Raw genomic sequence first — 6,824 nt, forward strand, 5'->3', positions numbered from 1 at the left:
GACCGCCGTGCCATCGCTGAGACAAAGGAAAGCAAATGAGCGATTTCGTGAGCGAATTTTGGAACCTGTACGTCATCGTGATCGTACTGGTCAGTGTGGTGGGTTGCTGGGTGTTCTTGCTGATGCAAAGCAAGGCCAAGTTCACCCCGGGGGTGCCGACCGGCCACGTTTGGGATGAAACCCTGGAGGAATACAACAACCCGATGCCGAAATGGTGGAGCTGGTTGTACGTCCTGACGGTGGTTTTTGCCCTGGTCTATCTGGCCCTGTATCCGGGTCTGGGTAATTTCAAGGGGATGCTGGGCTGGACTTCGGCCGGTCAGCACACCGCTGAAGTGGCCAAGATGGACGCAAGCGTCAAGCCGCTGTACGACAAGTACAAGGCGATGGATCTGCAAGCCGTTGCTGCCGACAAGCAAGCCATGGAAATGGGCAAGCGCCTGTACCTGACCTATTGCATGCAGTGTCATGGTGCGGATGCGCGCGGTGCCAAGGGCTTCCCGAATCTTGCCGATGCAGATTGGCAGTGGGGCGGTGCACCGGAGCAAATCGTCGAAACCATCAACAATGGCCGCATGGGTGTGATGCCTCCGCATGAGCAACTGGGTGCGGAAACGATCAAGGATCTGGCCAACTATGTGCGCTCTTTGTCCGGCCTGCCGAACGATTCCGTGCGTGCCGGCAAGGGTGCAACTGCTTTCAACGAAGTGGGTTGCTCCGGTTGTCACGGCCCGGACGGCAAGGGTATGCAAGCCTTGGGCGCGCCTAACCTGACCGACAAAACCTGGCTGTATGGCTCGTCCGAGGCTGTCATCATCGACGGTATCTCGAAGGGCCACAACAACAAGATGCCGGCATGGGGTGAGTTCCTCGGCGAATCCAAGGTGCATCTGCTGGCAGCGTACGTCTTGAGCGTGGGCGCCAAATAAAGTGTCGTGGTTTGGGAGAGGGCTCGTTGCCCTCTTCCTTTTTTCCATTGCTCTTATCAAAATGGCACGGTTCGGCTCTGTTCGCGCCGTGCCATTTTTATAGAAACGATGCCTCATGAAACCAGAAAACACCTCCAATAACAGCGGGAAGCCAGCCGAGGTTTCCTTCTACGAGAAGCACAAAAAAATCTACATCCGCGAGGTCAAGGGCTGGTGGGCCAACTGGCGCTGGATTCTGGTGTGGGCGACGCAGATCCTGTTCTTTGCCGCGCCTTGGCTGGTCTGGAATGATCGTCAGGCCGTTTTATTTCATATCGTTGAGCGAAAGTTCTATTTGTTTGGGCTCGTCTTGTGGCCACAGGATGTGTTCTATCTTGCTGTTTTATTGATCGTTTCCGCTTACGCGCTATTTCTTTTCACGGCCATTGCCGGGCGTTTGTTCTGCGGTTATGCCTGTCCGCAGACAGTGTATAGCGAAATTTTCATGTGGCTGGAAAACCGCATCGAAGGTGATCGCGCCGCCCGCATGAAGCTCGACAAAGGCCCACTCAATGCACGCAAGATTCGCCTGAAAGCCTTCAAGCATGCGCTGTGGCTGATTATTTCGATCTGGAGCGGTTTCACTCTGGTCGCCTATTTCACGCCCATGCATGAGTTGCTGGCGGCGCTGCCCTTCGGTTTGTCCGGCTGGGAGTTTTTCTGGGTGTTTTTCTACGCCGGGTTCATGTACATGCAGGCCGGTTTTCTGCGCGAACAGGTATGCAAATATATGTGTCCCTATGCGCGTTTTCAGGGCGTCATGTTCGATCCGGATACGCTGGTGATTACCTACGATCCAGAGCGCGGCGAGCCGCGTGGGGCGCGTAAAAAGGGCGTCGATGCCGCAGCATTGGGCGATTGCGTGGATTGTGGTTTGTGCGTGGCGGTGTGTCCGACCGGTATCGATATTCGTGACGGCATTCAATATGAATGCATCGGTTGTGGTGCCTGCATTGACGCTTGCGACCCGGTGATGGACAAGGTGGGCAAGCCGCGCGGGCTTATTCGCTACACCACGGAAAACGCCCTGGCCCAGCATTTCACCAAAAAAGACGTGGTCGGCCATATTTTGCGTCCGCGCATCATTTTGTATTCCAGTGTGTTGGTGCTGATCTGTCTGGCGACCGCCTGGTCGATGGCGACACGGGTGCCCTTGATGGTCGATGTCATTCGCGACCGTTCTATCTTGTCGCGCGAAGCCGACGATGGTTCGATCGAAAATGTGTACAACCTCAAGATCATGAACACGACGGAAAATGCTCAACGCTACAGCCTGACGGTGGACGGACTGGACGGGGTGCGCCTGAGCGAAACTGCGCCGATCGAAGTGCGCTCGGCGGAAAACCACGAGGTGACGGTGGTGGTGCAAGCCCCGCCGGAATCCGGAAAAAGCGGTGCCAACACCATTTATTTCAACATCAAGGCAGAAAGCGATGCGGCGATTGCCGTGCGTGAGAAAGCCTCTTTCCTGAAGCCCTGACCATGACAGCAACTGTGACACTGCAAGCGGGCCGCAAGCCCTGGTACAAAGAACCCTGGCCGTGGATGTTGATGGCTGGCCCAGGCGTGGTGGTGGTGGCCGCCATTATCACCATCGTTTTGGCGGTGAAAAGCGACGATGGCTTGGTCAGCGACGATTATTACAAGGAAGGCCTGGGCATCAACCAGCGTTTGCAGCGTGACCACCAGGCCGCGCAGCTGGGTTTGCAAGCCGACGTGATGCGTGCCGACAATAAACTGCGTCTGTTGCTTTCGGCGCAAGGCAGCGCGGCTTTTCCCGAGGTCTTGATGCTGCATTTGAAGCATCCGACGATCGACGGTCGAGATCAAAAAATAGAATTGAAATCCGAAGGGGCGGGTTTCTATAACGGAGTTCTGGCCACTGCGGTGGCCGGGCGTTGGCATGTCAGCCTGGAGGATCCTGCGGGGCAATGGCGTCTTCATGGGGACTGGCGTGCTGATCTTGATGAGCCGCTGCGTTTGCGCGCAAAAGCGGAGTAACTTTTCAACACGGGAGGTGTTAAATGGCGTGGTCTACTTTGTTTTCAAGTGACTATGGTTTGATGAGTCTGGTCGTTATCGTCGGCGTCGTGGTGATCGGCGTCGTCATGGGGAAGATTTTTTCCGACAAGATGAAAGAAGAAGCCAGCGGCAAATAAGCGCCGGCAACTTCTAAGCGCCAGCTTTTCGGCGCTACGGCCCCGCCGGCATGAATTGCTGGTGGGGTTTTTTGTGTGTGTTTCCGGCGCGTGCCTATTTTTGTGTAGGCATGTTCCACCCAGGCGGATCACCGCGAACGAAATGCAAGTGCGGCGGCGGCAGGGCGACTGAGTGCAGGGAGGCGCGCGGAACTTTGCTGCGATTGCCTCGCGTAGGCCGACACTGATTGCGAGTGATTTACAATTCTTTTCTTTTGGCCTGGTCCTAGGCGCTAGAATCGCCGGCAGTTATAGGGAAAAACAATGAGCATCAGCGGGGGCGTCGGTTTATCCGATATTCGAGAAGATCTTTTGCACCATGATCCTTTGCTCGACTGCCTGGTCGAGTTGACGCGCATTCATGGTCGGCCTGGCACGCGCGCGGCGCTGGCGGCGGGATTGCCGCTGGAAGCCGGGCGGCTGACGCCCGGCCTGTTCGCCCGCGCTGCGGCGCGCGCCGGTCTGGCGGCCAAGCTGGGGCGGCGCGGTCTGGAAAAAATCGATGCCGCCCTGTTGCCGGCGGTGTTGCTGCTCAATGGGGAAGAAGCCTGCCTACTACTCGGTTGGGACGAAGGTGGTCAGCGGGCGCAGCTTCTTTTTCCGGAAGCTGGGCAGGGCTCGGTGAGTTTGAGCCGGGACGAGCTAACCGAGCGCTACGCTGGCATCGCCATTTTCGCCCGGCCGCATTTTCGTTTCGATCAACGCACGCCCGCCGTCGGCCAGGTCAAATTGCGTCACTGGTTCTGGGGGGCGCTGGCCGAACAGTGGCCGGTGTACCGCGACGTGCTGGGGGCGGCGTTCCTGATCAACGTGCTGGCCCTGTCCATGCCCTTGTTCACCATGAACGTGTACGACCGCGTGGTGCCGAACCGGGCGCTGGAAACCCTGTGGGTGCTGGCGCTGGGCATTCTCATCGTGATCGGCGTCGATTTTTTGCTGCGCTCCCTGCGCGGTTATTTCATCGATCTGGCGAGCGCGCGCATCGACATGAAACTCTCGGCGCTGATCATGGAGCGCGTCCTGGGTATGCGTATGGAAGCGCGGCCAGCGGCGGTCGGTTCGTTTTCGGCCAATCTGCGCTCCTTTGAATCGGTGCGCGATTTCATCACCTCGGCCAGTGTAACGGCCTTCATCGACCTGCCCTTCGCACTCCTGTTCGTGATCGTCATCGGCCTGATCGCCTGGCCGCTGATTTTCCCGGTGCTGGCGGCAATGCTGGCGGTGGCGGTGTATGCCTATGTTTTGCAATACAAGATGCACGAATTGTCGGAAACCACCTACCGCGCCGGGGCGCTGCGCAATGCCACGCTGATCGAAAGCCTGTCGGCGCTGGAAACCATCAAGACGCAGGCGGCGGAAGGGGTCATGCAGTCGAAATGGGAAAAGTCGGTGGCCTTCGTCGCCCGGGTCAACAACCGCATGCGTTTCCTGTCGGCGGCGGCGACCAACGGCGCGGCAGAAATTCAGCAACTGGTGAATATCGCGGTCATCATCATCGGTGTTTATCTGATTGGCGAGCGCATGTTGAGCATGGGCGGCCTGATCGCCTGCACCATGCTTTCTTCAAGGGCGGTGGCACCGCTCGGGCAGATGGTCGGGCTGCTCCTGCAATTCCAGAATGCGCGCATTTCGCTGACCTCGCTCGAGCAGGTCATGGCGCACCCGGTGGAGCGTCCGGCGGACGCCAGTTTCGTGCACCGGCCCGATTTGCGCGGCAGCATCGAATTTCGCGACGTGCATTTCTCCTATCCGAACACCCAGGTGGCGGCGTTGCGCGGCGTCACGGCGCGCATCAACGAGGGCGAGAAAGTGGTCGTCATCGGTCGTGTCGGCAGCGGTAAAACCACCTTGCAAAAGCTGCTGCTCGGCCTGTATCAGGCGGAGCAGGGTACGGTGAGCGTCGATGGCGTCGATGTGCGCCAGCTCGATCCGGCCGATCTGCGCCGCAACATCGGCTACGTGCCGCAGGACGTGACGCTGTTCTACGGCACCCTGCGCGACAACATCGCCATTGGCGCGCCCTATGCCGACGATGCGGCGATTCTGGCGGCGGCGGAAGCGGGCGGCCTGAGCGAATTCGTGAACCGCCACCCGGACGGCTTCGACATGCTCATCGGCGAACGCGGCGAATCGCTGTCCGGCGGCCAGCGTCAGGGCGTGGCGATTGCCCGCGCTTTCCTGATGGATCCGCCCATCCTGCTACTCGATGAGCCGACCAGCGCAATGGATTTTTCTTCCGAACAGCAATTCAAGGACCGCCTGCGCAAGATCGCCGCGCACAAGACCGTGCTCATCGTCACCCACCGCAACAGCCTGCTCGAACTCGCCACCCGCATCATCGTCATCGATGACGGCAAGGTGGTGGCCGACGGGCCGCGCGAACAGGTGATCCAGGCGCTGCAAAGCGGGCGCATCGGGAGGAGTGTGTAATGGCTTTCCCGAACTGGATCAAAGGCTTAAATGGTTGGCTGGAGCGTGTTGCCAAAAACAACAAGCCGCGCGTCGAGCGGGTGTTGGGCAAATTGCCCAATCAGGAAGACGTCGAGGTGGTCGATTTCGCCACCGATGCCGACCTCGCCATGCTGCGCCAGGAGCCCTTGCGCGCCAAGGTGCTGCTGCGCGCTATCGGCATCGTCTTTCTGGTGTTCATCCTGTGGGCGGCGATTGCCCGCCTCGACGAAGTGACGCGCGGCGAAGGCAAGGTGATTCCTTCCAAGCAACTGCAGGTGCTGCAAAGCATCGACGGCGGCCTGGTGTCGGAAATTCTGGTACGCGAAGGCGAGGTGGTGCAGCCGGAGCAACTGCTGGTCAAGATCGACGAAACCCGTTTCCAGTCCTCGGTCAATGAAAACCGCGCGCAGTATCTCAGCCATCTGGCGAAAGTGGCGCGCCTGAAAGCGGTCAGCGAAGGCACCGAATTCGTGCCGCCGGAAGAAGCAGTCAAGGAAAGCCCGGAAATCGCGGCGCAGGAACAGCAGCTTTATCTGGCGACGCGCAACGAACTGGCGGCGGCCCTGTCGATCGCCCAGCAGCAACTGGCGCAGCGCCGGCAGGAGCTGAACGAGGCCTCGGCGCGGCGTCAGCAGGCGGCGCACAGCCACGACCTGACGGCGCAGGAATTGGCGCAGACCCGGCCGCTCATCAACTCCGGCGCGGTGTCGGAAGTGGAATTGCTGCGTCTCGAACGCGACGTTTCCCGCTACCGCGGCGAGCGCGACATGGCCGGTGCCCAGATTACCCGCGCCCAGGCGGCAATCGGCGAAGCGCAGCGCAAGATCGAGGAAGTCGAGCTCACCTTCCGCAACGCCGCCGGCAAGGAATTGTCGGATGCCAACGCCAAGCTGAACAGCCTGGCCGAAGGCAGCGTGGCGCTGTCCGACCGCGTCAAACAGTCTTCCATCCGCTCGCCGGTCAAGGGCGTGGTCAAGCGGTTGCTGGTCAATACCGTGGGCGGCGTGGTGCAGCCGGGCAAGGACATGATCGAAATCGTGCCGCTGGAAGACAACCTCTTGCTCGAAGCCCGCGTGCTGCCGCGCGACATCGCTTTCCTGCGGCCAGGGCAGCCGGCGACGGTGAAATTCACCGCCTACGATTTTTCCGTCTATGGCGGTCTGGACGGCGTGCTCGAACACATCAGCGCCGACACCGTGATGGACGA

At 59.6% G+C, this 6,824-nt stretch carries 6 protein-coding genes; all 6 read left to right on the top strand.

The features are described 5' to 3' along the window. Positions 1 to 35: 35 nt before the first annotated feature. Positions 36 to 929: a cytochrome-c oxidase, cbb3-type subunit III gene (gene ccoP / locus ACM62Q_RS12740; RefSeq protein WP_415037166.1), complete on the top strand. Its 894-nt coding sequence runs from the start codon at positions 36 to 38 to the stop codon at positions 927 to 929. Positions 930 to 1,044: 115 nt separating this feature from the next. Continuing rightward, complete coding sequence (gene ccoG / locus ACM62Q_RS12745; protein WP_415037168.1) at positions 1,045 to 2,448, top strand: cytochrome c oxidase accessory protein CcoG; 1,404 nt, start codon at positions 1,045 to 1,047, stop codon at positions 2,446 to 2,448. Positions 2,449 to 2,450: 2 nt separating this feature from the next. Further along, on the top strand, positions 2,451 to 2,969 hold the full coding sequence (locus tag ACM62Q_RS12750) for a FixH family protein (protein ID WP_415037170.1): 519 nt from the start codon (positions 2,451 to 2,453) through the stop codon (positions 2,967 to 2,969). A gap of 23 nt (positions 2,970 to 2,992) precedes the next feature. Next, positions 2,993 to 3,127 carry a DUF3149 domain-containing protein gene (locus ACM62Q_RS12755; protein ID WP_415037172.1) on the top strand — a complete coding sequence of 45 codons (135 nt, stop codon included), beginning with the start codon at positions 2,993 to 2,995 and terminating at the stop codon, positions 3,125 to 3,127. Between the two features lie 303 nt (positions 3,128 to 3,430). Beyond that, entirely contained in the window at positions 3,431 to 5,596 is a 2,166-nt protein-coding gene (locus tag ACM62Q_RS12760; protein WP_415037174.1) for a type I secretion system permease/ATPase, read from the top strand. Beyond that, the coding region (locus ACM62Q_RS12765; RefSeq protein WP_415037176.1) for an HlyD family type I secretion periplasmic adaptor subunit at positions 5,596 to 6,824 on the top strand (1,229 nt) is incomplete at its 3' end. The genes ACM62Q_RS12760 and ACM62Q_RS12765, both read left to right, overlap by 1 nt.

It is taken from the genome of Azonexus sp., from assembly GCF_047638095.1.
Taxonomy (GTDB): domain Bacteria; phylum Pseudomonadota; class Gammaproteobacteria; order Burkholderiales; family Rhodocyclaceae; genus Azonexus.